This is a genomic window from Variovorax sp. 10N420 (assembly GCF_056394705.1).
This window is the reverse complement of the sequence record NZ_JBFTIJ010000005.1, coordinates 493,628-517,698: the sequence shown is the minus strand read 5'-3', so window position 1 is coordinate 517,698 and position 24,071 is coordinate 493,628. Positions and strand designations below refer to the sequence as shown.

At 65.4% G+C, this 24,071-nt stretch carries 18 protein-coding genes; 4 read left to right on the top strand and 14 right to left on the bottom strand.

The window, feature by feature from the left end; all coding sequences use genetic code 11:
* Window positions 1-7 precede the first annotated feature (7 nt).
* A complete protein-coding gene (locus AC1DEK_RS16315) occupies window positions 8-1,705 on the top strand; it encodes a SulP family inorganic anion transporter (RefSeq protein WP_478126291.1) in 1,698 nt (565 codons plus the stop codon).
* Between the two features lie 11 nt (window positions 1,706-1,716).
* Here the strand turns inward: AC1DEK_RS16315 and AC1DEK_RS16310 are convergent, their stop codons facing one another.
* On the bottom strand, window positions 1,717-2,994 hold the full coding sequence (locus tag AC1DEK_RS16310; RefSeq protein WP_478126290.1) for an SGNH/GDSL hydrolase family protein: 1,278 nt from the start codon (window positions 2,992-2,994) through the stop codon (window positions 1,717-1,719).
* Window positions 2,995-3,095: 101 nt separating this feature from the next.
* Between AC1DEK_RS16310 and AC1DEK_RS16305 the strand changes: the two genes are divergently transcribed.
* Together AC1DEK_RS16305 and AC1DEK_RS16300 are read left to right on the top strand one after the other, a co-directional pair.
* Entirely contained in the window at window positions 3,096-3,983 is an 888-nt protein-coding gene (locus AC1DEK_RS16305) for a LysR family transcriptional regulator (RefSeq protein ID WP_478126289.1), read from the top strand.
* A 147-nt stretch (window positions 3,984-4,130) separates the two neighbouring features.
* On the top strand, window positions 4,131-4,499 hold the full coding sequence (locus AC1DEK_RS16300) for a response regulator transcription factor (RefSeq protein WP_478126288.1): 369 nt from the start codon (window positions 4,131-4,133) through the stop codon (window positions 4,497-4,499).
* Here AC1DEK_RS16300 and AC1DEK_RS16295 read toward each other — a convergent pair.
* The 9 genes from AC1DEK_RS16295 to AC1DEK_RS16255 all read right to left on the bottom strand — a co-directional run bounded on the left by AC1DEK_RS16295 (window position 4,475) and on the right by AC1DEK_RS16255 (window position 16,487).
* On the bottom strand, window positions 4,475-6,916 hold the full coding sequence (locus AC1DEK_RS16295; protein WP_478126287.1) for an efflux RND transporter permease subunit: 2,442 nt from the start codon (window positions 6,914-6,916) through the stop codon (window positions 4,475-4,477). The genes AC1DEK_RS16300 and AC1DEK_RS16295 overlap by 25 nt on opposite strands.
* Window positions 6,916-7,980 carry a WD40/YVTN/BNR-like repeat-containing protein gene (locus AC1DEK_RS16290; protein ID WP_478126286.1) on the bottom strand — a complete coding sequence of 355 codons (1,065 nt, stop codon included), beginning with the start codon at window positions 7,978-7,980 and terminating at the stop codon, window positions 6,916-6,918. The genes AC1DEK_RS16295 and AC1DEK_RS16290 overlap by 1 nt, the downstream gene beginning before the upstream one ends.
* Window positions 7,981-7,993: 13 nt before the next feature.
* On the bottom strand, window positions 7,994-9,355 hold the full coding sequence (locus tag AC1DEK_RS16285; RefSeq protein WP_478126285.1) for a DUF1329 domain-containing protein: 1,362 nt from the start codon (window positions 9,353-9,355) through the stop codon (window positions 7,994-7,996).
* Between the two features lie 41 nt (window positions 9,356-9,396).
* Window positions 9,397-11,232: a DUF1302 domain-containing protein gene (locus AC1DEK_RS16280; RefSeq protein WP_478126284.1), complete on the bottom strand. Its 1,836-nt coding sequence runs from the start codon at window positions 11,230-11,232 to the stop codon at window positions 9,397-9,399.
* A 77-nt stretch (window positions 11,233-11,309) separates the two neighbouring features.
* Window positions 11,310-12,113 carry an SDR family NAD(P)-dependent oxidoreductase gene (locus AC1DEK_RS16275; protein WP_478126283.1) on the bottom strand — a complete coding sequence of 268 codons (804 nt, stop codon included), beginning with the start codon at window positions 12,111-12,113 and terminating at the stop codon, window positions 11,310-11,312.
* Window positions 12,114-12,122: 9 nt separating this feature from the next.
* Window positions 12,123-13,364, bottom strand: coding sequence for a thiolase family protein (locus AC1DEK_RS16270; protein ID WP_478126282.1), 1,242 nt, complete (start codon window positions 13,362-13,364; stop codon window positions 12,123-12,125).
* A gap of 7 nt (window positions 13,365-13,371) precedes the next feature.
* On the bottom strand, window positions 13,372-13,734 hold the full coding sequence (locus tag AC1DEK_RS16265; RefSeq protein ID WP_478126281.1) for a hypothetical protein: 363 nt from the start codon (window positions 13,732-13,734) through the stop codon (window positions 13,372-13,374).
* A gap of 45 nt (window positions 13,735-13,779) precedes the next feature.
* Window positions 13,780-15,336 (bottom strand): class I adenylate-forming enzyme family protein, encoded by a 1,557-nt coding sequence (locus AC1DEK_RS16260; protein WP_478126280.1) that lies wholly within the window; start codon window positions 15,334-15,336, stop codon window positions 13,780-13,782.
* Window positions 15,337-15,353: 17 nt separating this feature from the next.
* Window positions 15,354-16,487 (bottom strand): saccharopine dehydrogenase family protein, encoded by a 1,134-nt coding sequence (locus AC1DEK_RS16255; protein ID WP_478126279.1) that lies wholly within the window; start codon window positions 16,485-16,487, stop codon window positions 15,354-15,356.
* 365 nt (window positions 16,488-16,852) lie between these two features.
* Here AC1DEK_RS16255 and AC1DEK_RS16250 point away from each other — a divergent pair, with 365 nt between their 5' ends.
* The gene (locus AC1DEK_RS16250) at window positions 16,853-19,399 is read left to right on the top strand and encodes a winged helix-turn-helix domain-containing protein (protein WP_478126278.1); all 2,547 of its coding nucleotides are present in this window, start codon (window positions 16,853-16,855) and stop codon (window positions 19,397-19,399) included.
* A gap of 34 nt (window positions 19,400-19,433) precedes the next feature.
* Here AC1DEK_RS16250 and AC1DEK_RS16245 read toward each other — a convergent pair whose 3' ends face one another.
* The 4 genes from AC1DEK_RS16245 to AC1DEK_RS16230 all read right to left on the bottom strand — a co-directional run bounded on the left by AC1DEK_RS16245 (window position 19,434) and on the right by AC1DEK_RS16230 (window position 24,011).
* Window positions 19,434-20,927 (bottom strand): DUF1254 domain-containing protein, encoded by a 1,494-nt coding sequence (locus tag AC1DEK_RS16245; RefSeq protein ID WP_478126277.1) that lies wholly within the window; start codon window positions 20,925-20,927, stop codon window positions 19,434-19,436.
* A gap of 147 nt (window positions 20,928-21,074) precedes the next feature.
* A complete protein-coding gene (locus AC1DEK_RS16240; protein WP_478126276.1) occupies window positions 21,075-21,455 on the bottom strand; it encodes a response regulator transcription factor in 381 nt (126 codons plus the stop codon).
* A 40-nt stretch (window positions 21,456-21,495) separates the two neighbouring features.
* Window positions 21,496-22,143, bottom strand: coding sequence for a response regulator transcription factor (locus tag AC1DEK_RS16235; RefSeq protein WP_478126275.1), 648 nt, complete (start codon window positions 22,141-22,143; stop codon window positions 21,496-21,498).
* Window positions 22,140-24,011: a sensor histidine kinase gene (locus tag AC1DEK_RS16230; protein ID WP_478126274.1), complete on the bottom strand. Its 1,872-nt coding sequence runs from the start codon at window positions 24,009-24,011 to the stop codon at window positions 22,140-22,142. Before AC1DEK_RS16230 ends, AC1DEK_RS16235 begins: the two co-directional genes overlap by 4 nt.
* Between the last annotated feature and the right edge of the window lie 60 nt (window positions 24,012-24,071).

Here is a 24,071-nt window from a genome sequence, read left to right as displayed (position 1 = left end):
GCCGGGCATGCAGTTTCGCCTTTTCACTTCGCTGCGCGGCTATCGCGCGGCATGGTTGTCTCGAGACCTGGTCGCCGGGCTCATGCTGGCGGCCATCGCCATACCCGGGCAGCTCGCGACCGCGCGCCTCGCCGGCATGCCGCCCGAGACGGGCCTTTATGCCTTCGCCGCCGGCTCGATCGCTTTTGCGGCCTTTGGCGCGAACCGCTTCATGTCGGTAGCGGCCGATTCGACGATCGCGCCGATCTTTGCCGGTGGCCTGGCCTCGATCGCGGTCGGCAGCGCCCTGGCTTATCCGCAACTCGCGAGCCTGCTGGCGCTGATGGTCGGCATCGTGCTCGTGGCGGTGGGGCTGCTGCGCGCCGGCTGGCTCGCAACCTTGCTGTCGGTGCCGGTCACGACCGGCTTTCTGGCCGGCATCGCCGTACACATCATCGTCGGCGAGCTGCCCACACTGTTCGGCGTGCCGGGCGAAGCGGGGCATGTGCTGGTGCGGCTGGTCCATGTTCTGGCGCGGTTGCCCGATGCCAATCCTTATTCAATGGCGCTGGGCTTGGGGGTGCTGGCGACGACGATGCTCGCCTCGCGCATCAGCGCGCGCATACCGGGCGCGCTGATCGGACTGGTCGCGGCCGGCCTTGCGGTTGCGTTGTTCCATCTGCAGGCGCGCGGCGTGAGCCTGCTCGGCGCACTGTCGGTGCCGCTGCCCCACATCGGTGTCCCTGCGCTGCCCGACATCGGCAGTTTCAGCCGCCTGCTGCAACTGGCGCTGGTGGTGGCGATGGTCTGCATCATGCAGACCGCTGCGGTCGCCAGCACCTTTCCGTCGCAAGAAGGGCGGCCCGACGATGTCAGCCGCGACTTCGCCGCCGTCGGCGCGGGCAGCGTGCTCGCGGGGCTGCTCGGCGCCTTCGCCGTCGATGCCAGCCCGCCGAGCACCGCCATCGTCCGCGAATCGGGCGGCCGTTCGCAGATGGCGGCGTTGGCGGCAGTGGCGCTGATCGTGCTGCTGGCCGCCGTGGCCTCCGGCCTGATGGCCTACGTGCCGCATGCGGCGCTCTCGGGCATCCTCGTCTATATCGCGCTGCGCATCTTCCGCGTCGACCAGATGCGCCTGATCAGGCGCCGGGGCGGCAACGAGATCCTGCTGGTGCTGGCCAGCGCCGTGCTGGTGATCGCGCTGCCCATCGAAACCGGCATGCTGCTGGCGATCGTGATGTCTTTCGTGCATAGCCTCTACGTGGTGGCGCGGCCTTCATGCGTCGAACTCGCGCGCGTGCCGGGCAGCACCGTGTGGTGGCCGCCGGTGCCCGGCGCACCGGGGGAGCAGGTCGCCGGCGTGGTGGTGATCGCGCCCGGTGCACCGCTCAACTTCACCAATGCCGAGCACATCTGCGCCTACATCGACGCGGCCATCGCGCGGCAGGTACAGCCGGTGAAGCTGTTGGTGATCGAGGCCACCGGCATCATCGATATCGACTACACCGGGTCGCAGGTCTTGCGAGGGGTGATCACCAAACTGACGCGTGCCGGCACCTCGGTCGCGATCGCGCGGCTCTCGGCCGGCCGTGCACAGGCGCAGGCGCAACGCACCGGCCTGCTCGACACGATCGGTGCCGACCGCGTGTTCATGTCCGTGGAGGATGCGGTGCGCAAGCTTGCGCCCGGCGCGACCGCCATGGCCCCTGCGCTTGCGACTGCCTGAGGCCCCCCGGTTCACCTCGCCAACCCAGCCGCCGTCAACGCCGGAAGCCGCTCGTGGACCTGATCCCCGCCAAGCAACTGCTGCAGGTCGATCGCCTGCCCCATCGCTCGATAGCCCGCATCACTCGGGTGCAGATGGTCTCCCGAATCGAATTGCGCCAGCAGGCGTCTGGGCCGCGCCGGGTCTCGCAGCAGTTGGTCGAAGTCCACCACGGCGTCGAATACGCCGCTCTCGCGGATCCACTGATTGAGCGCTTGGCGGGTCGCGTCCTTCTGGGCGCTGTAGTGGCCTTCGAGCGGAGTGCCCTGCAGGGCATCTTCAAACGGTGACACCGTGGCACCGATCACACGCACGCCCCGCCGATGCGCTTGCGCCACCAGTTGCTGGAAGCCGTCCGTAAGAGCCTTCAGCGTGACCGGCGGCTCGTGCGGCGCGAACGCGCCACCGGGCCAGCCGATGTCATTGGTGCCCAGCATGACGATCACCGCACGCACGCCTGTTTGCTGCAACACGTCCCGCTGCAGGCGCGCCAGGGCGCTTTCGCCCATGCCGTCGCGAAGCAGCCGATTGCCCGAGATGCCTGCATTGAGCATCGCTACGCCATGCGGAGCGAGGCGTTCGGCCAGCACGTCAGGCCAGCGGTGATCCGCACCGGGCGTGGCGCCGTTGCCGTCGGTGATCGAATCGCCCAACGCCACGACGGCGACCGGCGCTCGATCGGACTGCACCGCCACTGCGGCCAGGAACGCACGTGAATCCAGAGCCTCCCCGCCCGCCGCACCGGCGCGCCCGACGGCATCGCCGGACAGCAGCCATGTGCGCTCGCGGGCGTCCCAATGAAAGCCCGCCGGCCGCGATGTCCCGGGCAGGTGCAAGTCGATGGTCAACCGGGCGCCATCGCCGGCCGCCAGCGTGACCGGATCGCTCAGCACGTGCGAGCCCGCCGGTATCTCGACCCCTTGCCTGCCCTGGAATGTGACCCGCAAGCCGTCGACGGCGCCTTCGAGCGCCACTTGCGCCCGACCTATCTTCAGCGGCGCCTTTCCGTAGACATTGCTCAGCACCAGCCGGAGGCGCTCGCCGCCCACCGCCAGTCGCAACGACTGGCGCAGCGTGACGTCCTTCATCGTTTCGGGGATGCCCAGCGGGAGCACGAAGTCCGCGTTCCAGGTCGGCTCGGGCGCCGCGATCCAACTGGTGGTCCAGTGCCGCGACGACGCGCCGCCCCACGCTGCAGTGGCCGCCAGCAGACCGCCGAGCATTGTCACGGTGGCTGAAATTTTCCTCATCGGATGTCCTTGACAGTTTGGATGGTCGGACTTTGAGGTATTCGTATTGGCTATGGAAGACGGCAGAATGGAAGACCTCCTCTTACTTTTTGGAATGGCGTATGGACAGGCTCAGGGCCATGGATGTCTTCGTTCGAGCAGTCGAGTTGGGCAGCCTGTCGGCTGCCGCGCGCGACCTCGGTAGCACCCAACCCACGGTCAGCAAACTGATCGCGGGCCTGGAAGCCAGCGTGGGAGTGCGCCTTCTGGAGCGCAGCAGTGCCCGCGCCGCACCCACGGACGAAGGGCTCCGCTTCGTGGCAAGCGCCCGACAGATCCTCGCCGACTATGAAGAGACCGTGGCCGAGCTCGGCCAGCGAACCCGCGCACCGCGTGGGCTGGTGCGCGTCTCGGCGCCGGTCGCGTTGGGAGAGCTGCATCTCAACAGGCTGATGCTCGAGGCGCTCGGCCAGCATCCGCAGTTGCAGGTCGAGCTGCTGCTTGAAGACCGCTTCGTCGATCCCGTGCAAGAGCGCATCGACATCTCCGTGCGGATCGGCGGCGCGCCCGCGCCGGACCTGGTTGCGCAGCCGCTGGCGGTCTGGCCGCGCTACCTTGTCGCATCGCCCGGCTACCTGAAGCAGCGCGGCAGGCCCCGGCGGCCCGAAGACCTGGGCAAGCACTCGTACCTGCGCTATGGAAGCGGCGGCGATGATGCCCTGGCACTCAGCGCGGCGGACGGGCGCAGTGCGACGGTGCAGGTGCCGGCGCGCTACCGCGTCAACAGCGCGATTGCCCTGCTTGAAGCGGTGCGCTGCGATGCCGGCATTTCGCTGCAGCCGAGCTGGATGGTGAATCCGTTGCTGCGTTCGGGCGAACTCGTCCGCCTGTTGCCTCGCTGGAGCGGCCCTGCGCAGGTTGCCCAGTTGCTGCACGCGCCGCGCCGCCGGCAGGCCATGCGGGTGCAAGTGATGCTTGACTTCCTGCTCGCCACCTTGCACCGCCTGTAGTCAGGCCAGTGAGCGCGCTCCGGCGGTAGAGCGGCCGGTGTTGTCAAAGAGTCGCGACCGCACCAAAGGGCAGTTTCGCAAATCCCGTTCCTTCGGTAACTTGAGGGCCGAAGCCAAAGTTCCGGCGCGCCTTCAAAGACCGAGATTGTGGACCGACACACTGTATTCATCATTGATGACGACGAAGCCTGTCGCGACTCAATTCGCGAGCTGGTCCTTGCGGTCGGAATGGCGGCGGTCGTCTTCAGCTCCGCGTTCGAATTCCTGGCGGCCTTGGAGGCGAGTTGGCGAGGCTGCCTGGTGCTGGACTTGCGCATGCCGCGCATGAATGGTCTCGCGCTGCAGCAGCGACTCCGGGAAATGGGCGTTCAACTGCCCATCATCTTCATCAGCGGCAGCGTCGACATATCAACGGCCACCCAGGCCATCAAGGATGGCGCAGTCGACTTCCTGCAAAAGCCCTATCCGCAGGAACAGTTGCTCGAAGCCATTCAGAGGGCCCTGCGCTGGAATTGAAAATACCGGTCATTGAGCAGGAAGTGCGACAGCGCCGGGATGAGCACCAGCGCGCCGACCATGTTCCAGACGAACATGAAGGTCAGCAGGATGCCCATGTCGGCCTGGAACTTGATGGGCGAGAAAGCCCAGGTGACGACGCCCGCGGCGAGCGTGACACCCACGAGCGCAACGACCCTGCCCGTGAAGGTGACCGCCTCCGAGTACGCCTGGGCCAGGCTGAGCCCGCGCCTCTGGCCTGCCAACTGCACGGAGAGCAGGTACAGCGCATAGTCCACGCCGATGCCCACGCCCAGCGCAATCACCGGCAAGGTCGCCACCTTCACGCCAATGCCCAGCCACACCATCAGCGCCTCGCACAGGATGGAAGTGACCACCAGCGGAATCACCGCCACCAGCACCGCGCGCCACGAGCGGAAGGTCAGGAAGCACAGCGCGATCACCGCCGCATACACGTAGAGCAGCATCGTGCGATTGGCCTCGCGCACCACGATGTTGGTCGCCGCCTCGATGCCGGCCGAGCCCGCAGCCGGCAGGATCTGCACCAACGCAGGGTCGGTCGGATGCGCCTTGACGAAGTCTTCGACGACCGCCAGCACGCTCTGCAGCGTCTTGGCCTTGTGATCCGAGAGATAGACCACCAGCGGCATCACCGAGCACTCGGTGTTGAAGAGTTCCGGATTGTTCACCGTCGCCTGTTGCCCGCCGTAGTTCAGGACATCCTGGTTGCGGCTGATGGTGAGCCACTTCGGGTTGCCCTCGAAGGAGCCGGCCGTGATCTGCCGCACCACATCCTGCAGGCCCACCGTGGCGCGCACCTGCGGAAGCTGCTGCAGTTCCCAGGCGAGCGCGTCCACGTGCGCGAGCGTGTCGTACTTCAGGCACCCTTCCTTGGGCGTCTTCACGATCACCGCGAACAGGTCGCTGGAGAGTGAGTAGTTCTTCGTGACGAAGGCGTTGTCGCGGTTGTAGCGCGAGTCGGGCCGCAGCTCCGGCGCGCCGGGATCGAGGTCGCCCACCTGCAAGTTCAGGCTGACTGCAAAGCCGAAGACAGCGAGCGCCGCCGACACCAGGACTGCGCTCAGAGCCCAACTGCGCCTGCTGGCGAAGTTGTCCAGCAGGGCCCACAGCCGCGTGCCTCGCCCTGCAGCCTGTTCCTGCTCCACGCGAAGGCTGCGTGCGGCGGCCCTGGGACTCACGCCCACGTATGACAACAGCACCGGAAGCAACAAGAGGTTGGTGAAGATCAGCACCGCCACCCCGATGCTGGCCGTCATCGCGAGTTCGCGGATCACCGGAATCGGGATCAGCGCCAGCACCGCGAAGCCGACCGCATCGGCCATGAGCGCCGTGACACCCGCCAGGAACAGGCGCCGGAAGGTGTAGCGCGCAGCCACCAGCCGGTGCGTGCCGCGGCCGATGTCCTGCATGATGCCGTTCATCTTCTGCGCGCCGTGGCTCACGCCGATGGCGAAGACGAGGAACGGAACGAGCATCGAATAGGGGTCGAGTTCGAGCCCGAACAGCCTGACCAGGCCCACTTGCCAGAGCACCGCGACCAGCGAGCACGCGAGCACCATCGCCGTGCTGCGCACGCAGCGCGTGTAGCCGTACAGCAGCAGGGCCGCAATCAGCGTGGCGACGCCGAAGTACATCATCACCTGCAAGAGGCCATCGAGCAGATCGCCGATGATCTTGGCGAAGCCGATCACGTGCACCTTGACGCCCCAGGGCTTGCCGTCGGGCGCGACGCCATGCTCGTACTTGTCGCGGATCTGGGTCTCGATCTCGCGCGAGAGGCGCCAATAGTCCAGGCGACCGTCCTTGTCGTTGTCCAGCAGCGGGGCGACGATGGCGCTGGACTTGAAGTCGTTGGCCACGAGGCTGCCGACGAGCCCCGCGCGCGCGACATTCAGGCGCAGCTTGTCCACGCTGGCGCTCTTGCCGTCAAAGGTGTCGGGCATCACGGGGCCGCCCTGGAAGCCCTCTTCGGTGACTTCGGTCCAGCGCGTGGCCGGCGTCCACAGCGACTTGACCCAGGCGCGATCGACACCCTGCGTCAGGAACAGGTCGTCGTTGATGTGCTTGAGGGCATCCAGGTAACGTGCATCGAAGATGTCGCCGTTCTCGTTCTCGACGACCACCCGCAAGGTGTTGCCCATGCCGCGCAACTCGCTGCGGTTTTGCAGGTAATTCTGGATGTAGGGATGACCCACGGGGATCATCTTGTCGAAGCTGGCGTTGAGCGACACGCGCGTCGCGAAGAAGCCCAGCACCAGCGTGGCGACCACGCAAGCCAGAGTGACCACCAGGCGATGATTGAAGACCGCGCGCTCGAGCCAGTTGCCCGAGTTGCGAGGAAACTGGGCGAGGTCGCGCACGACCGGCATCTGGCCCAGTCCGGAAGAGGTGGCCATTACTTGTCCTTGGTGATGAGGTCCAGCGTGCGCAGGCCTCGCGGGCCGCCCAGCACGAGCGACGAAGTGCTTGCGAAGGCAATGGCCGCGAGCGGCGCCTGCGAGCCGATGGGCGAGCGCGTGAAGCTCAGGCCGCCGTCAATGCTGAAGGCGATGCCGCCGCCCTGGTCCGCCAGGGCCAAGGTGCCGTTGGCGGCGACCGCGGCACCGACGATGCTCGCGGCCAGCTGCGTATCCACGGACGACCAGGCCGCCCCGCCGTCGGTGCTGATGAACGCATGGCCGCGCATGCCGAAGGTCAGGATGGCGGTCTTGGTGACCACCAGGCCGAACAAGCTGCCCTTGTACGGCGAGGGCAGCGCCGTGAAGCGCTGGGCGCCCGCGTCCAGCTTGAGCAGCAGGCCGCCCTCCCCCGCGATGTAGACCGCTCCGCCTGCGGCGCGGATCGCGTAGAGATTGAGAAGACCGGGGTTGTCCACGCGATCGAACCACGGCTCCCAGGTCTTGCCACCGTCGGCGGTGCGCATCACGAGCCCGTAGGCACCCACCACGAAGCCCTCGTTCGCGTTGACGAAGCACAGGTCGAGGAAGGGCTTGTCGGGCCCGGCGTCCGCGTTGCGCTGCGCTTCGTCGAGCAGCTTGCGATCAGCTTCGCTTGCGTCGGACGTGGCGACGCGACGCTTCATATGTTCGAGCACCAGCGCGTTGACCTGGCGGCCATCGAGCAGGCGCGTCCAGCTGTTGCCGCCATCGCGCGTGCCGAGCACGACGCCGTCGTGGCCGGTGATGTACCCGGTCGTGTCATCGACGAAGCTCACGGCCGTGAGGTCCGAGCGCACCGGCACCAGCGCCTGCGTCCAGCTACGGCCGCCATCGCGCGACAGCACCACATGCCCGCGCTGGCCGACCGCGACCAGCCGCTCGCCGGTGCGTGCGATGCCGGTGATCAGCCGCTGGCTGGCCAGCGCACTCATGCGCGCGGGTTGCTCCAGGACCTCGCCGGCGCGCAAGGCGGAGGCGCCCAGCGTGCCGAGCACGGCCAGCAGCATGGTTCTGCGGTGCACAGGTCGCTCCTGCTCAGCGCACGCCCGAGCCCGCCAGCGCGTCGGCGGACCAGGCGTTGGCGGACAGCGGGTCGATGTACTTCACGCCCACGTTGTAGGCGCCCAGCAGCCCGGTCATGTTGTAGCCGCCGCTGGTGAAGTCGTGAAACGACTGGCCCATGGCCGCGGGTGCCGGCAGTTCGTAGGACGGGTTCGTATAGACGAAGCTCGCGCGATAGAGCTGATCGCGCGCGTCGTACATGTCCGAAGCCACCGCGACCCAGCTGTCCTCGTCCACGTAGAAGGTGCGCTTGGCATAGATGTGGCGCTTGCCAGGCTTGAGCGTCGCCTCCACCACCCACACGCGATGCGCCTCCCAGCGCACGTAGTCCGGGTTCAGGTGGTTGGGCGTCGTCACCGCATACGGGTCCTTGGCGTACACCAGCTTGAAGGTGTTGTAGGGCACCAGCATTTCCTGCTTGCCCACCAGCTTGAAGTCGTAGCGGTCCATCGCGCCGTTGAAGACCCAGGCGTCGTCGTAGGTCGATGCGCCCGCCGAACCCGGATTGGGTGTGTCGTAGGCGATGTCCGGTGCCAGCTTCACGCGGCGCTGGCCCGGCAGGTACTGCCAGGCGCGGCGGCCGTTCTTCATCGGGTTGATGTAGTCCTGCGCGAGCAGCGCCTCTCCGGCACGGCGCGCCGGTGCGGTGTAGGCGATCTTGGTGCGGAAGTAGACATCGTTGTCGGCCGAGGCGCCCGTGCGCTTGGGGTCGTAGTACGGGTAGTCCATGTAGATCTGGCCGGTGGTGGCGAGGACCGCCTTGCCGGCCGAATCGACGTTGATCGAGTCGTACTGCGTGAAGTAGCTTTGGCCCGTGTAGCGCAGCAGGTGGTTCCACATGACCTCGTTGCCCGTCTTGGGGACGGGAAAGGGAATGCCCGCGTAGGTGCCTTCCAGGCCCAGGCCGTCATCGGTGGTCTTCACCGATGTGGCGTTCTTGACGGTGTTGTCCAGGACGTACTTCGGGAAGGCGACCGAACGGTGCGACGGATAGACGTCCACGCGCATGGTCGGGTATTTCTTCAGCAGTTCCTTCGTGCCCGCTGTGAGCTTGCCTTCGTACTGCGCCATGTTCTGCGCAGTGATCGCATAGAGGGGCTTCTCGGCCGCGAAGGGGTCGGGACGCATGCCCGAGCCCTTCTCGTAGCCGGCCGGCGGCGTGGTCAGGCCGCCGGTGTACTCGGGGATGCTCTTGTCGGCATTGCCTGCACGTTCGGCACCCGTGGGCGTGAGGGTGGTGCCGAGCTTCTTCGCTTCTTCGGCGCTGACGGCGGCCAGCGCCGAATGTGCGGCCAGCGCGAACACTGCGCCTGCCACGATGGAACGGGTCTTCATGGGTTGTCTCCTGATGGGGGTGGGATGGCCTGGAAAGTGGCCTAGAAAGTAGCCTTGAAGGTGAACAGCACGTGGCCCCGGTCGGACAACACCGCGTTGGTGCCGTTGGCCACGTTCATCGCACCGGTGGGCGTGGTGCTGTAGTCGCCATAGAAGCCCACGTAGCGCAGCGAGAAGTTGTATTTGGCATAGACGTCCGCCGCGATGCCGATGCCGAACGATCCGGCGTTCTTGTTGCCCCCGGAAAGCACGGCCGAGTTGCCCGAGAGGCCTCCCGACCAGCTCAACGGCATCGAAAGGTCCACGCCCGGAAAGACCTGGTACCAGGTGGGCGTGAAGTTCAGGCCCAGGCCGAAATAGTCCTTGCTGACGGCATCGACGTTGGCAGGGTTGGCGATGTAGGCCGCGCTGCCCTTGAAGGCGCCAGGGTTCTGCGAGACGCTCAGCCAGCGGTTCCACACCAGTTCGGCATTCCAGGTGGCGGAGTCGAACACGGGTGTCTTGGAGAGCGTTCCGAGGAAGTTCAGCACACCATGCGCAGTGTTGCCGCGCGCGCCGGGCGTGTCGCCGCCGAGCTGGTTGAGCTGCGCCAGGGAGATCGCGCCCGTCGCCGGGTTGACCAGTGCGGCGGGCAGCACCTGCACCGGCACGCTCTGCAGCGGCATGTCGTGCCGATAGCTGAGCTCGGCGCCCACGCTGATTCCGGCTACGTTCTTTGACAGGCTCACGCCGTACATGTCGATGTCGCGGCCGTAGTAGGCCTGGTACTGGCCGACATAGCCCGCCTGGATCTGCGGCAGCGTGGCCGCGCCGGGGTTGATGTAGCAGGTCGTCGGGCCGATGGCGCGCAGGCCCGCTCTCGCGCAGGCGGCGGCGGGTACGCCTGCGGCCACCGCGGGCAGCAGCGCGAGCTGCGGCTGGATGTCAGCGGTGCGGCGGCCATAGAGCCCCGCGGTGCCGTCGAGCCACTCCGGGCTCCAGCGTGCCGAGAGGCCGAAGTCGCCGGTCTTCTTGGGGTCGCCGCCCGTGCTTTGCAGCAGCCGCTGGCCCGGTCCCGCGATGAGCGACTCACCGCCGTGCAGCAGCGCGTCGTTCACCGTCAGGTAGCTGCCCGACTCCGGATAGCGCACGCTCTCCCAATCAAAGAAGGTCTGCGCCGAGAAGGACAGCTCGGGCGACGGCTGCGCCTGCAAGGTCATCGAGTTGCGCGGACGATAGATCTCCTTGGCCTCGATGCCGGGGGTGGCCAGCGCCTTCCACAGGTCCAGCGAGTACTGGCCGTAGCTGATGCCGTGGATCGCGCCTGCACCCAGCAGGCTCTCGCCCCAGTACACGGTGTGCTTGCCAAGGCGCAGGCTGACATCGGTCTCGCCGAAGGTCTTGCTGCCGAAGACGAAAGCATCGAGCAGTTCGCCCGAGGGGCCCTTCGCATAGCGCGAGGTGTAGTCCGAGAGCGCACCGGCCGTGGGCAGACCGTAGACCAGCGTATTGGCGGTGGCGTTGCTGCGGTTGTCCAGGTTGCTGTATGCCGCGTCGTACCAGGCCGCGCCGCTGACGCGAAAGCCGTAGTTCTTGTCGACCACCAGGTCGAGTTCGCTCAAGAGGTCCAGGCGGTTGGCAATCAGCGAGTGATTGTTGAAGTTGCGGTCGCCATCGTCGAAGTTCGGGTTGCCGAGAATCGCCCTGTCCTGCCCTTGCGTGCGCTGGCCGAGGTTGTAGCGAATGGTGTTGTCCCAGCGCAGGACGACGTCCGGGTTGCCGGTGTCGATCTCGATGGCGTGTGACGTGGATGCGAGCGTGCAGAGCACGAGCGTTGCGCAAGTCAATGCGCTGAGGCGGTGCGCGGCAAAAGGCGTGCGCGCGAAGTGGTGAGGCATGAGCTTGTCTCTTGGTTTTTAGTTCTGATGGATGACGCAATGACGACGATGGCGGCGATGACGCCGAAGTGTTGGGCTCAGGCGATCAGCTTCACGAGGCTGTGATAGCTGTTGGGCATCAGGCGCGACAGCCAGAACAGCGTTGTCGACTGATTGCCCGTTACCACGCGCTTCTTGCCTTGGCGAACGCCTTTCAGGATGGCGGCGGCACAGTCTTCTGGCGGGGTGGTCAAGAGCCTCTCGCCCAGGGCCGAGAAGCGCGCTTCTTCCTGTCCGGAATTTCTGCAGCGCCGGCCCGCTCGCTCGAAGTTCGTCTTGATGCCGCCCGGATGCACTGAGAGTGCTCGCACGCCCGTCCCTTCGAGTTCGCGCCAGAGGCACTCGGTGAGCCCTCGAACGCCGAACTTGGAGATGTTGTAGGCACTCTGGGCCGGAAAGCCGACCAGCCCGAAGACGCTCGACAGGTTCACGATGCAGCCTTCGCGCTGCGACAGCATCATCGGCAGAAAGGCCTTGGTGCCGTAGATCACGCCCCAGAGGTTGATGCCGAGCTGCCACTCAATCTCGTCGATCTCCAGATGCTCCACCGTGCCGATCACGGTGACGCCTGCGTTGTTGAAGACGAAGTGCGCTGTGCCGAAATCGCGCCTCACGTCCTCCGCGTGCGCAAACACGGCCTCTCGCGACGAAACATCGAGCGCATAGCCGCGCACTTCGGTGCCGGCGGGAAGCAGGCGGATGGTCTGGGCGAGTCCTGTCGGATCGACATCGGAAAGAGCGAGCCGGGCGCCGCCCGCCGCCATTTGAAGGGCCAGTGCCCGACCGATGCCGGAACCGGCGCCGGTGACGACCGCGACCTTGTCTTTGAAATACGTTTGCACGATGTCTCCTTAGTTCTTGGTAAGAATGTGAATGGCCAGGGCAGCCTCTTCGACGCCATGGAGGCCGCCCCCGTTTTCCTGAATGGCACGGCGTGCGCCCTGGACCTGCCGCGCGCCGGCTTCACCGCGCAGCTGCGTGACCAGTTCGTGGATCTGGCCCAGTCCGGTCGCGCCCAACGGGTGGCCCTTGGATTCGAGCCCGCCGGACGGGTTGATCGGAATGCGTCCGCCGATGGTGAAGTCGCCTCGCTCCGCGGCGGGTCCGCCTTGTCCGAGTGGGACGAGGCCGAGGTTTTCGGCCTGGATGATCTCGCCCATCGCCGTCGCGTCGTGCACTTCGGCCACATGCATGTCGGCCGGGCCGAGGCCGGCCTGTTCGTAGGCCTGCTGCGCGGCGAGCCGGCCGATGTTGAGCTCCGGCTGATCGAGCCCACGCACCGTGAAGCTGCGCATCACGCTCGCAGCGAGCTTGACGTTGCGCGACGGCAATGCGCCGATGCGGCGCAGTCCGCTGGCGCTGCAGAGCACGACCGCCGCGGCACCGTCCGAGAGCGGCGCACACATCGGCAAAGTCAGCGGGTAGGTGATCGGCGGCGCGGCCAGGACTTCGTCGATCGAAAAGGGCTTGCGAATCTGCGAGAGCGGGTTGTGCACCGAGTGCAGATGATTCTTGGCCGACACGGCCGCGATCTGCCGCTGCGTGGTGCCGTGGGTCTTCATGTGGTGGCGGCACAAGGCAGCATAGATCGCCATGAAGCGGCTGTACGGCTTGTCGGACTCGGATCCGGGCGGCAGCGTGATGCCCTCGCCCATTCGCATCAACTGCTCGTAGTTCTCTTGCGTGCGCGAGACGTCCCAGCCCGCCTCGAAAAGTGCAAGCGCCCGGGGCTTGTCGGCGATGTTCATCTTTTCCGCGCCCAGAGCCAGTGCGACGTCGCAAGCGCCGGCCTTCAGGTACTGGACGGCCAGGTGCAGCGCCGTGCTGCCGGAAGCGCAGGCGTTCTCGACGTTGAAGATCGGAATGCCCGCGACGCCGCTCTTGCCCAGCACGACCTGCCCCGGGATCGAGAGCTGCCCCTGCAAGGGCCCGTTGGTGATGCCCGCGTAGAAGGCCGCACCGACATCGCCGACGCCACAGCCGGCATCGCGCAAAGCGCCGTTCAGCGCTTCGCGTGCCATGTCCTCGAGAGAGCGCTCCGGGTGGCGCCCGAACACGGTCATGCCGATGCCGGCGATGTAGATGTCGCTCATGAGGAACTCAGGCGGGGGTGCGCTGAAGGAAGCGCAGGAACAGCAGCGAGTAGATGACGTCTCCGCTCACCAGCAGGGCCATCTGCGGCGTCGTGCTGCCGGAAACCCAGTTCGCCCACACGATCGCCACGACCGCCAGCTTGCCGAGCACCCCGAGCGCGACGATGCCGCGGTAGGCCCTCGGCGCCATGCCGACCAGCCCGTAGCCGCATCCGAAAACGAAGATGGCACCGAGTGTGATCTGGCCGAACAGGGATTGCAGCGGCGGCTCCAGGCCCAGGGGGCGCGCGAACAGCACGAAGATCAGGACGGCGCCCCAGTTGAAGAGCGCGGCGGAATAGAAAAGCGCCCGGGTTTGTGCAAGTGTCATCGTGGTTCTCGCAGTTCTTGTGGATGTACCGCGCAATGCGAGCACTCAGATCGCGCGTGCGGCGTCGGCCCAGTACGGCGCGCGCAGGTCCTTCTTGAGGACCTTGCCTGCGGCGCTGCGCGGGAGTGCAGGCGTGAAGTCGATTGTCTTCGGCGACTTCACGGCACCGAGCTTTTCGCGGCACAGCGCGATCAACTCCTCGGCTGCGACTTCGTGGCCGGGGCTCAGCTCCACGATGGCCTTCACCGCCTCGCCCCATTTCTCATCGGGCACGCCGATGACGGCGCAGTCCTGCACGGCCGGATGCGCCCAGATCACCTGCTCGACTTCGCTCGGATAGACGTTGAAGCCGCCGCTGATGATCATGTCCTTCTTGCGGTCCGTGATGTGCAGGTAGCCCGCCGCGTCGAGGTGCCCGACGTCGCCGGTGTGCAGCCAGCCGTCGACGATGGTCTCGGCGGTCTTTTCCGGGGCCTTGTAGTAGCCCTTCATGACCAGGTCGCCCCGCACGCAGATCTCGCCGGTCTCGCCCGGTGCGAGCAGCTCGCCACGGTCGTTCATGATCTCCACACGGACCAGCGCATTCGGCCGCCCGACGGAAGACAGGCGTTCATCCCCTGCGATGCGGCCCAGGACGAAGTGCTCCGCCGGTGTCAGGAACGAGATCGAGGCCGGGCATTCGGTCTGGCCGTAGCCGCCCATCATCACCGGCCCGAAGACCTCGATCGCGCGCTTGAGCTTTTCGACGGACATGGGCGCCGCACCGTAGAGAAAGTAGCGCAGCGAGGCGAAGTCGACCTTTTCGATGCCGGGGATGTCCAGCAGCTTGTAGATCACCGTCGGAGGCAGGAAGACTTCCGTGACTCTGTGGCGAGCGATCGATCCGAGCAGGACGGCAGGGTCCGGCTTGGTCAGGACGACGACGGTGCCGCCGCGCGCCGTGCACGGAACTGCCAGCATCCCGGCGGTGTGAGTGATCGGCGCGGCGGCGAGGTTCACCGGGTATTCGTCGCCCCCATAGCTCGCGGCGGTCATGAAGTGCGCAATGAAAGCCTGCAGGCTGCGGTGCGTGTTCATCACGCCCTTGGGCATGCCGGTGGTGCCACCGGTGGGCGACACCGCGACCACGTCATCCATGTCGACGCTCACCTCCGGCCGGGTGGTCGGGGCCGATTCGATCCAGCTCGCGAGCGATTCGACGCCCGGCAGGGAACCGTCCAGGCAGATCCAGCGCTGGACCTTGGGCAGGCGCTCGCGCAGCGCGGCAATCTGTGCGCCAAAAGCTTCCTGGAAGAACACCACTTCGCAATCGAAGCTCTCCAGGATGTAGAAGTTCTCTTCCGCGGCGTTGCGGACGTTGATCGGAATCCACGTCATGTTCGCGCGCCAGAGGCCGAGGGTGCAGATCCATGCGGTCACGTCGTTGCCCGCCCAGACGGCACCGCGCGTGCCCTTGGGAAAGCCGTCCGCAAGCAGTTGGTTGGCGATGCGGCAGGACAGGCTGCCGACCTCGTCGAAGCTGAACTTGCGCTCGTCCTGGATGTAGGCGATGCCTGTCGGATTGATGCGCCAGCCGCGGTCGAAGAAATCGATGATGGCCATGGGGCCTCCTTGAAGTGTCAGAGCTGCGTGACGGTGGCTCGTGCGAGTCCGCGCTGCTCGAGGAAGCCCAGCAGGTAGCGATGGCCGAGTGCCTTGACCGCCGAAGCGAAGCCGACCTTGGCGGTATCGCCGTCGATCAGCTTGACCGCGGCCGCTGCCTGCAGCACGCCGGTGGAGATGTACGGGGTCAGCCCATGCACCGTGGCGCGCACTGCCGCCAGATGGCCGCGGCCGATGGCGAAGTCGACCGTGCGCTGGGCCGTGGTGCGTTCGCGCGGCGGCATCTGGGGCGTCGTGGAGTCGACAAGATGCTTGACGACCGCAGCCTGTTCGCCTGCGCTCAGGTGCTTGTACTCGGCTTCCCACTTCTGGCCGACCGAATGCACCAGCTTCATGACCTCGTTGTCATAGAAGCCGACTGACGATATGCACGAGCGCACGCGTGAGTCCTGCTCCAGGAAAACCGGCAACGAGGTGCCGCCCCAGGGCAGGCAGAAGATCGGCTGCATGAAGTCGGGGGACACGATGTTGAAGCTCGTGCCGGCCGCATGCGGGACAAGCTTTTTCTCCCAGAGGTAAAGCTCCTGCTGGCGGTACTGGCCGAAGATCGAAGCGGTCGAACCGACGGTCACGCCCGCGCCGACGCCGCGCAGGCCACGGCACAAGGTCGCAGTCTCGAGCGCGTCCACACCTTCCGTTTCGAGCGCCAGCTCGGCGGCGATTTCCGCGAAGGTGAACATGTACGAGGTCGAGGGCGCGACGAGAAGGCCGGCTTGGCGGAACAACGTGCCGAACTGCTCGCGCACCTGCAGGATGTAGGCCTGCTCGCCGGTGCTGTCGAGATAGTGGCAGCCGGCCTTGAGCGCGGCTTCGACCCCGACCAGCCCGTAATCGATAAACGGGCCCACCGTGTTGCAGACGACTTTGGCGCCCTTGAACGCTTTCGTGAGCGATTCAACGTCGTGGTCGCATTCGATGATCTCGTAGGTGGCGGATTCCAGGCGCACCACACGCTGCGCCATCATTTCCCGCGTGCGGGCGGCACTGCGCGCAACGGCCGTGAAAGGGATGTTCTGGTCGATGAGCGCGTCCATGATGAGCATGCCGGTGTAGCCACTGGCTCCATAGACGACGACGGGGTGCTTTGCCATTTGAGTGTCTCCTGATTGAATGTCTGCGCTGCTTGACGAAAGGGCTGAATGCCTCAGCCTTGCAGCGAGTGTCCGGACTTGCCGCCCGTGCCTCAATCCCGGAAAGCCGGGAATTCATTGGCCACATCCATTCACGGAAATCCGTGAACGGGCCCGCGGCAGCACCGGCGTCCATCGCGCGACCTGCGCCTTCGCCATAGGTATTTACGTAAGCCGGAATCGAAGTTGCCAGTGGGACAATCGCCGCACCCCGAAAGCCACCGCCCGCTTCTGTGATGTTGTCCCATGCTCCAAGGCCGCTTTCTCTGAAGCTGTGCGCTCCCCGTCCGGTTCCTCATGAGATAGAACGCACCGCAGTCGCTGCATTGATTGCACAGTCGCCTGCGAAGGTGGTGCTGGTCAATGCACCAGCGGGATACGGCAAATCCACCGCCATGGGGCAATGCCATCGCACGCTGCAAAGCCAAGGCACTCCAGTGGCCTGGCTCACGGTCGATCACGACGACAACGATCCGGAACGTTTCATCTTCGATCTGCAATCGGCACTGGCGCCGGTGTTTTCAATGCCGCCTCCCGGCGAAACAGGCGGGCGTGCCCATCGGCTGCTCGATGAACTGGCCGCATTCCAAGGCGGCTTCGTGCTGCTGGTCGATGATCTCGAACACCTCGAGAGCCCGGAGATCCTGCAAACGTTCGCCCGCGTCATCGATGCGCTGGGACCGAACCAACGCGTGGTGATCGGCTCGCGTTCAATGCCGTCGCTGACCTTGGGTCGGCTCCGCGCGCAGGGTGCGTTGCTGGAGATCGATCGAAAGTCTCTGCGCTTCTCGATGGAGGACCTGCGCGACTACCTCGCGGCTCGCCTGGCGGCACGCGTCGACGAGGCGAACCTGACCCTGCTCCAGAGCCAGACCGATGGCTGGCCCGTGGCCGTGCAGCTGGTTGCTTCGCTCATGGGTCCAGCAGGCGCCGATGCCGCATTGCGGACGCCGGACTTCTCGCGGGCCATGGCGAGCTATCTTGCGGAAGACGTTCTCGCCAGGCTGCCGGCGCACGAACTGCACTTCCTGTTCCAGACCGCCTTGTTCGAAAGCTTCTGCGCCGCCATGTGCGACACCGTCCTGGAGCGCCAGGACAGCACGGCCTTGCTGCAGAAGATCGAGCGCGAAAACATTCTTCTCTTTGCCGTTGAATCCGAGGGTGGCGGCTGGTTTGAATACCACCCGTTGTTTCTGGCGTTTCTTCGCAGCCGGCCGGGAGTGCCGGCGGGCGAGGACGCAAAGGGGATGCATGTCAAAGCCGCAACCTGGCTGGCCCACGAAGGCCGGCTGACACAGGCGATCCATCATGCACTCGCGGGTGGGGCCAGCGAAGTGGCCGCGGAGTGGATGTCGCTTTGCGCCTTGGAGATGATCAATACCGGGCAGATCGACATCTTGCGCAACTGGGTCGACGCGACGCCCGAACACCTGTTGGAAAGGCACCCTGAACTGGCGCTTTCCGGCGCCTACGCCATGGCCATCCGGCATCGCCATACGGCCGCCATCCGGCTGATCGACCTCGTCGAACGCGCGGCGCCCCTGGACCCGCAAGTCGCCTCGGAAGTGGTGGGCGCAAGACTCGCTGCTTTCTCGTGGGGTGACGAGGTCCCCAAAGCGACGGCACTCGCCCGTGCCCACGTGAGCGGTTTGGACGATGCCCCCCCGAGAGTCCGCGGCCTGGTCCTGAACGTGGCCGCCTACGAGTGCATCAGCCGGGGAAACTACGCCCAGGCACTGCACCATCTCGCCACTGCGAAGCGCGCCTATGGCGGCGAGATCCACGGGATCAACCACACGCTCTGCTTCGAAGGCGCCATAGAGTTGCACCAAGGCAATGTCGCCGAAGCGCGCCTGCGTTTCGAGGCCACATTGCGCAGGATCATCGACGCGGGGTATCGCTTCACCGATGCATCGGGCGTTGCCGCCGCTCATCTGGCCGAAGCTCTCTACGAGCAGAACGACCTGCAAGCCGTGGAGCTTCTGCTCGAAGACTACCTGCCCACCATTCGCGACGCCTGCACAGCCGATCACGTGATCGTCGCCTATCGAGTGGCCGCGCGCACGCACGCCTTGCGAGGACGCCTTCGATCCGCCCAGCAGACACTCTCGGAACTGCTGGACCTTGGCGACGCCTGGGCCATCCCCCGCATCGCCGCTGCAGCCCGGCACGAGAGGCTGAGACTCGCACTCTTGGGCGGCGACCTCGCGAGTGCGCGCCATCTGATGGCGTTGATGGAACAAAGCGTCAGCTGGAAGGCCGACGCCGGCCAGTTCCTCCATGCCGACGATCTCGACGATGGCTTCATCGCGTCCGTGCGGCTCTCGATGCGCTCGGGCGCGGCACCGTCGATGATTCCTCGCGTGCAGGAGGCGGTGGCGAAGGCCGAGGCCGCGCATCACACCCGCCGTGCCGTGCGCCTGCGCTGCCTATTGGCGCAAGCCTGCGAGGCCGCGCTGAAGCGCTCGCAAGCGCTGGAGGTGCTCGAGCAAGCGCTGCGCGTTGCCAGCACCAAGGGGCTGATTCGCGTGGTGGCCGATGAGCCCTGGCACCTTCAGCCCCTGCTCGATGCGATAGGAACGCGTGACGGCATTCACCTACCCCACCTGGCCGCCGTCTGCGACGCCATGCAGCCGATGCTGACCCCTGTGCTTGCCGCTTCGGAACCGAGCGCCGGCGAAGCACTGCTGAGCGATCGCGAGCGCCAAGTACTGCGCCTGCTGGCCGATGGGCTGTCGAACAAGCAACTGAGCCGCGACCTGTTCATCAGCGAGAACACTGTGGAGAGCCACCTTCGCCGCATCAATGGAAAGCTCGGCGTGAGGAACCGCATGCAGGCGGTCACGCGAGCGCGCGAGCTGGGCCTGGTCTAGCGGTACCTCTTCCGCGCGCTTTCTTCCGAAGCCATCAGGGCTGCAGTTCGATCTCTCCGGGGCGCCAGGTCTTGTTGAACCATGGTTCCAATGGGCCGTACAGGCGCAGGAGCATGAACCAGCCCTTGCCTGGAATCGTCTGCACCCAGTTGTTCTCCATGCCGGCCGGGGCCTTCGGCCCGAAGTAGACATCCACCGAGCCGTCCGCATTGGTCTTGACGCCCTTGTCCTGGCTGCTGACGCTCGGGGCCTTTTGGTCGGTTTGCACCATGGAGCGGGTCTGGTTGTCATAGACGATGACTGACCAGAAATCCTTGACCGGAACGTTGGGCGGAAGGCGCAGCTTGTAGTTCTTGCCGCCATCCAACGGATTGCCCTTCGCATCCTGCACCGACCACGGATATTGCGAGCCACGGCCCACCATCTTCTCCTCCATCGCCGGCGTCACGGCAATGGCGAAGTAATAGAAGAAGACCGCGCCGTCCAGGTTGCTGACACCCGGCGCGGATTCGAACTTGTAGCCGCCGAGGAACGGCAAGCGCCAAGCGCTGTTGGGGAAGAAATAGGCGTCCTTGGATCGAATCTTGAAGGCGATTGATCGAGCCGTCACAGCGCCGATGTTGGCCGCATCCGTCAGGATTTTCTTCATTCGCTCGTCAGGATTGAATGGCTGGCCCTTGACGATGCCGATCGAGGCGAACAAGCCCAAGGTGGTTGGATCGGAGCCATTGGCCGGCTCTTCCTGGATGACCTGGTTCAACAAGGTCCAGAACGAGTAGTCACCCGGTGAAACGAAGTTCGCGGGAACGCCGGAAGCGTTGACAAAATTCATTCGCGGCGGATTGGCGGCCTCGGCCAGCGGATAGATGCGCAGGTTCTTCTTGGCGGAGTCGATCGCAGGTTGCGTGGAACCCTCTACCAGGAATGAGCGAAAGACAAGATAGCTGCCAAATGTGTTCGGCCGCAATACGTGGTAGCCGACTGGAATGCTGCCCTGGAACCCGGGCGGCAACAGGAGGTACTTGCCACCCTCGCCTTTATCGGCCCCGGTGATGCCGATGTCGCCCACCCACTTGTACCAAAAGTCGTCGACCGTCCCGAGGACCTTGGGCGGAATCTCGGCCACGACCGGACCTTTGCTCGTGTCCACCCACATGAAGTTGTAGATCGTGTTGTCGTTGCCCGTCAGCGCGACGGTCTTCGAATCCATCAGACTCTCCCAGATCACGTTGGTCTGGTTGTCCGGTCCGAACTTGCGCAGCGACTCTCGCATGCCTGCCTGGTTGACGATAGGAATGGCCAGCAGATAAGCCTGCAGCGCCCTCGAACGGTCCAGGTTGTCGTAGATCTTCTCGACCGTGTCGGCCGACGGGTAGCCGTAGTCGAGGTTCAGGGTCCCGATCGACGACTCGATCTTGTCCGGCACAGCGACGCCCGGTGCGATGGGTGTCGTCATCTTGAAGGGCTGTGCGGAAGCCGTCGTTGCGAAGGCGGCGGCGATCGCCAGGCCGAGCAGTAGCTGTTTCATTGCTTGGATTCCTCTTCTTCTCTTGTAGATCTCGCAGCCTGCAAGTAGCGCTACCTGCAGTTTGTGCTGCGCAGAGTACCGACAAACGCCGCCGCACGCACCTTCCCTAAAGGGAAGTAGACACCCTGGCAATGGAAGGCGGGCGGCTCAGGCAGCCGCTCGGCGGATGGCAGCCAGCACATCGGCCCCAAGGTCGTTCTTGCGAAAGTAGGCCGCGCAGCCGATGGCCTGCGCCGCGGCACGCGTTTCCGGGTCATCGTGCGCAGTGATGAAAATGAAGGGCGGATGTGCGCCTTCGACGCTTTCACTCACCAGCCGCTGCGCCAATTCGATGCCGGACATTCCGCCGAGCTGGACGTCGAACACCAGGCAGTCGAAGCGGGGCCGCTTCGCATCCGCAAGAAACGCTTCTGCCGATCCATAGGTGATCGGCTGCATGCCAGCCGCGCGCAGCAGCCTGCCGAGGGATCGGCAATGGCTCTCGTCGTCATCGACGACGGCAACGTAGAAGGGGGTGATGGTGCTCATCGGAGTCGACGCCGACTTTGGGCGTCACCCAGGCCGCTGTCTACTGCCCCTTAGGGAAGGTGGGCAAACCCGCGGTCATGACACCCGCTTCCTGTGACAACTGCGTGAGCGCCGCGACGGACGCCACGCCGAGTTTCGCCATCATTGCGGCCCGGTGCAGTTTCACGGTGCGCTCGTTGATTCCCAGGTCGCCGGCTATTTGCTTGTTGAGCCGGCCCCGCAGGACATGCCGGAGAACCTCGAGCTCTCGCGACGACAAGGCGCCGAAGCGCTGCTCCATCTCGCGTTGGCGAGACCTCGCCTCCCGTTCAAGCCCGTTGCGCGCCAGGGCGCGGCGGATGGCGTCGATCAGTTCGTCCCTGGAAGCCCGCTTCTCCAGAAAGTCTTCCGCGCCGCCGCGCATCGCGCGCACGGTCGACGCGATATCGCCGTCGCCGGTCAGAAAGACCAGCGGCAGCGGATTGCGCGTCGCAGCGATTGCCGATTGCAGGTCGAGCCCATTGAGGCCAGGCATCCGCAGGTCCGCCACCACACAACCCTGCGCGTCGCTGTCGCACTGCGCCAGAAACTCATTCGCGGACAGAAAGCTTTTCACGGCAAACCCGCTGACGCGCAGCATTCGGGTGGTCGCGGTGAGAAACGATTCGTCGTCATCGACGACATAGACGATAGGCTCGATCGTGATCATGTTGCAGTCATTTCCACTTCGCCCGACGGCGTCGCTACATTGCGTGCGGGGGTCTGCGCGACCGGCAGCGTAAAGCGCAGGCTTGCGCCGCCACCTTCGCTGTTCTCGGCCCACAAGCGCCCTCCATGCGCCTCGATCAACGAGCGCGAGATCGACAGGCCCATGCCCATCCCCGTGGATTTGGTCGTGAAGAACGACTCGAAGATTTGCTCCGTTCGCTCCTTGGCAATGCCCGCACCCGTGTCGTTGACGGCGATCTCGACCGTGCCGGCGGCACGGCGCATTGCGCTGACCACAATGCGCCGGCCCTTGCCTGCGGCTTCATCGATGGCGTCCATGCCGTTGGAGATGAGGTTGAGCAGCACCTGCTGCAGATGGATTCGGTCCCCAAGCACCGCGGGCAGACCGTGAGGCACTTGCAAGACCACCCGAATATGCCGTGCCGCCGCATCGGGACGCACCAGCGCGGTGGCATCTTCCAGCAGCTCATCGACCTTCAGGGGCACGACTTCGATTTCGTGGCGCCGCAGCATCGCGCGCATGCGGTCGATCACGGCACCGGCGCGCTGGTCGTCGGCGCGGATGTCATCGACGATCTCGCGGATCTCGTCGAGGTCCGCATGACCGGAGCGCAACATCAGTTCAGCGGCTTCGGCATTGCGAAGGATCGCGCCGAGCGGCTGGTTGATTTCGTGGGCCAGAGCCGCTGCCAATTGACCCATGACCGACAGGCGGCCCGCATGAGCGATCTCGTCGCGCAGGCGCAAGTTCTCTTGCTCGGCTTCCTTGCTCGTGGTGATGTCGCTGCATACGCCCCGGCTGCGGACCGCGCGATCGCGGTCGAATTCGAACTGGCCCTGTGCCGAGATCCACCGCGAATTGCCCTCGGCGCCGCCGACGCGAAACTGCATCTGGTAGCGGCCATCCCCGACCCCGGCGGCCGCTTGCGCGAACGCCGACCGAACTGCGTCGCGGTCGTCCGCATGCACCTTCAGCAGCAATGATTCGAAGCTGATCTCCTCGCCCGGCGAGAAGCCGAACAGCTGGCGGGTTCTCGGGCTCGCCCAAACGGCATCGCTCGCCATATCGTGCATCCACAGGCCGAGTTTTGCAGCCTGCGTGGCGAACGTCACGCGCTCTTCGCTCTCGCGCAAGGCGTTGACCAGTCTTGCTGCAGAACGCACGTTGCGGCTCAGTTCGTAGGCCATTGCAAACACGATGCCCAGGGAAAACAAGCTCACCGTGATGGGCATCTCGATGAAGCCCCAGAAGACGAGGATCGCCTGAGCGACACCGCCCAGGGCGAACAGGCAGGCTGTCCCGCCGATGGTGAGCGCGGCGGACCTGTCGCCGCGGCGCCAGGCCGATCGCCCGGCATCCAGCACAAAGATGGCGAGCAGGCCCATTGTCAGTTGTCCGACCAGCATCCAGGGATTGGGCGTCGCGACAGCGACCGAGACCTTCTCGCCCAGGAAGGGAATGGCGCGCAGTGCCGAGATCTCGTTGAAGTTCAGTGACTGGCCGCTCAGGAAGTTGGGCACCAGCGTGAAGGTCCTCAGCGCGATGACTGTCCACCCCAGCCACGGTCGGCCGGCTCCGAGATAGCTGCGCACGAACCCGACCAGTGAAAAGGTGGCAACCCAGACAGCCACTTGCCCGACGCGGTTCCCGAACGCAAATTCTTCCGGCGTCTGCGACTTCATGATGAAGAGTTCGCAGAAGGCAAGCGCAGCCGTCGCCATGGCCAGCATCGACAGGAACAGACTTGGCCATGCCGCCCGATCCTTCACCCAAACCGGCAAATGCACTGCAGCCAGCATGAGGCAAGCGGAACCGACCATGGCCCACACAACCGTGACCCAGCTCATGAAAACTCCACGCGATGATCAAGCATCATTGTGGCTGGAGTATGGCGCAGCACACGCCAT

Coding starts and splice junctions, on each gene's coding strand:
- AC1DEK_RS16255 (WP_478126279.1), bottom strand. CDS start 16,487: ATGGCAAAGCACCCCGTCGTCGTCTATGGAGCCAGTGGCTACACCGGC.
- AC1DEK_RS16245 (WP_478126277.1), bottom strand. CDS start 20,927: ATGAAACAGCTACTGCTCGGCCTGGCGATCGCCGCCGCCTTCGCAACG.
- AC1DEK_RS16295 (WP_478126287.1), bottom strand. CDS start 6,916: ATGGCCACCTCTTCCGGACTGGGCCAGATGCCGGTCGTGCGCGACCTC.
- AC1DEK_RS16270 (WP_478126282.1), bottom strand. CDS start 13,364: ATGAGCGACATCTACATCGCCGGCATCGGCATGACCGTGTTCGGGCGC.
- AC1DEK_RS16280 (WP_478126284.1), bottom strand. CDS start 11,232: ATGCCTCACCACTTCGCGCGCACGCCTTTTGCCGCGCACCGCCTCAGC.
- AC1DEK_RS16285 (WP_478126285.1), bottom strand. CDS start 9,355: ATGAAGACCCGTTCCATCGTGGCAGGCGCAGTGTTCGCGCTGGCCGCA.
- AC1DEK_RS16260 (WP_478126280.1), bottom strand. CDS start 15,336: ATGGCCATCATCGATTTCTTCGACCGCGGCTGGCGCATCAATCCGACA.
- AC1DEK_RS16235 (WP_478126275.1), bottom strand. CDS start 22,143: ATGATCACGATCGAGCCTATCGTCTATGTCGTCGATGACGACGAATCG.
- AC1DEK_RS16230 (WP_478126274.1), bottom strand. CDS start 24,011: ATGAGCTGGGTCACGGTTGTGTGGGCCATGGTCGGTTCCGCTTGCCTC.
- AC1DEK_RS16310 (WP_478126290.1), bottom strand. CDS start 2,994: ATGAGGAAAATTTCAGCCACCGTGACAATGCTCGGCGGTCTGCTGGCG.
- AC1DEK_RS16265 (WP_478126281.1), bottom strand. CDS start 13,734: ATGACACTTGCACAAACCCGGGCGCTTTTCTATTCCGCCGCGCTCTTC.
- AC1DEK_RS16240 (WP_478126276.1), bottom strand. CDS start 21,455: ATGAGCACCATCACCCCCTTCTACGTTGCCGTCGTCGATGACGACGAG.
- AC1DEK_RS16305 (WP_478126289.1), top strand. CDS start 3,096: ATGGACAGGCTCAGGGCCATGGATGTCTTCGTTCGAGCAGTCGAGTTG.
- AC1DEK_RS16315 (WP_478126291.1), top strand. CDS start 8: ATGCAGTTTCGCCTTTTCACTTCGCTGCGCGGCTATCGCGCGGCATGG.